The sequence below is a fragment of the Massilia sp. CMS3.1 genome (assembly GCF_051262535.1).
GTDB lineage: Bacteria > Pseudomonadota > Gammaproteobacteria > Burkholderiales > Burkholderiaceae_D > Telluria.
Map to the genome: position 1 here is coordinate 1 of NZ_JBIMES010000057.1, position 1,487 is coordinate 1,487.

The window sequence follows — 1,487 nt, forward strand, 5'->3', positions numbered from 1 at the left end:
CTATATGGACGCCTCCCTTTTGCAAGGTATTTTAAGCTTTGTGCAGACGAGGAAAGTCGCAGTTCTATATCCGGCCTTGTGTGCGGTTAACGCCGCTGGCCCCGATGAAATCCGCTGACCCACGCCTCATTCTCCTCACGGGCTATTAGCCCCGGAGTCCATTCAGGTTTGGTAGGTCCCGGTCTGACCTGTCTGTCATCGCTGTCAACACCTAACGCAACTGGTGACGTGCTATCTTTTCGTCAGTTGAAGGTTGGTCTTCACGTCGATGCCACGGCGAGCGGCCGCAAGCTGACATGTTCCTTGTCATACGCACGTTCATGGGCCAATACCGCCCAGATCGTGCGCGCCATCTTGTTGGCCAGTGCGACGACCGCGACGTTGAGCGGCCGGCGCTGGCTAAGCTGCTGCAGCCATGGGCTGGGCGTTTTGGCGTGGAGCAGCACCGCCCGGGCACCGTGTATGAGCAGGGTGCGCAGGTAGGTGTCGCCACGCTTGCTTATACCCAGTAGCCGTACCTTTCCGCCGCTACCGGTCTGGCCTGGAATAAGTCCAACAAATGCCGCAAACTCGCGGCCAGACCGGAACGCCTTGGCGTCTCCCATGGTGGCCACCGCCGCCGTGGCGGTCAGCAAGCCGACACCAGGAATCGCGGAGATTGCTTTGGCGGCCCGGTCCTGCCGTAGCCATGCCAGCAGCGATGCTTCGATACGGGCGATGCGCTCATCCAGTCGAGCCAGTTCGTTCCACTGGTCGCGCAGCGTATCGATCAATAGCGTTGGCAACCGCTCGGCAAGCCGCTCAAGTGCCGTCTTCATCCCGCCGTCGAACGCCCTCCGGCCTTGCCCGAATACTTCACCGTACTCTGTCAGCAAACCGCGCAACTCGTTTATTTGAGCCGTACGCATTTTCACCAGCTGCTGGCGAATCCGGTGCATTGCCAGCACCGCTTGCTGGCCCTCGCTCTTGATAGCCACTGCCTTCACTTCCGACTGCTGCGTCGCAATGTAGATTGCACGCGCATCGGCCGCATCGTTCTTGTTTCCGCAGACGAAAGCCTTAACCAACTTACCGCTCATCAGCTTCACCTCGTGCCCGAGCTCCTGCAGCTTGCGAGCCCAGTGCTGCGAACCGCCACACGCCTCCATGCCGATCAGGCAGGGCTTGCGGTTGGCAAACCATTCCAAGAACTGCGCACGCTTGAGCTGCTTGTTGATTACTTCGCCGGTTTCCGGCTCCACGGTATAAACCTGGAATACGCTTTTGGCTGTATCGACGCCAAACACCGTTTTGCGAGTAGCATTCATGATGTGGATCCTCCCGTTAGCCCTGAAAGCCCTGGTGCTTTCACTTTAGGCGCTTCTGACGCCGTCGGCCCGTGAGGGTCCACCTTCCATTCTTCTCATCACACGTTCTCTGCTATTCCTCGTGCCACTGGCACAGGTGGGAGGCGTCCATTCCATTCTCCTCGTTTGCAAACAATCCGT

At 58.8% G+C, this 1,487-nt stretch carries 1 protein-coding gene; it reads right to left on the reverse strand.

Annotation, left to right across the window (positions count from 1 at the left end; translation table 11 throughout):
* Positions 1-260: 260 nt before the first annotated feature.
* Positions 261-1,307 carry an IS110 family transposase gene (locus ACHAC9_RS24365; protein WP_435764376.1) on the reverse strand — a complete coding sequence of 349 codons (1,047 nt, stop codon included), beginning with the start codon at positions 1,305-1,307 and terminating at the stop codon, positions 261-263.
* Positions 1,308-1,487 lie beyond the last annotated feature (180 nt).

What these genes read in the sequence shown, in the direction of transcription:
- ACHAC9_RS24365 (WP_435764376.1), bottom strand. Translation starts at nt 1,307, where the DNA reads ATGAATGCTACTCGCAAAACGGTGTTTGGCGTCGATACAGCCAAAAGC.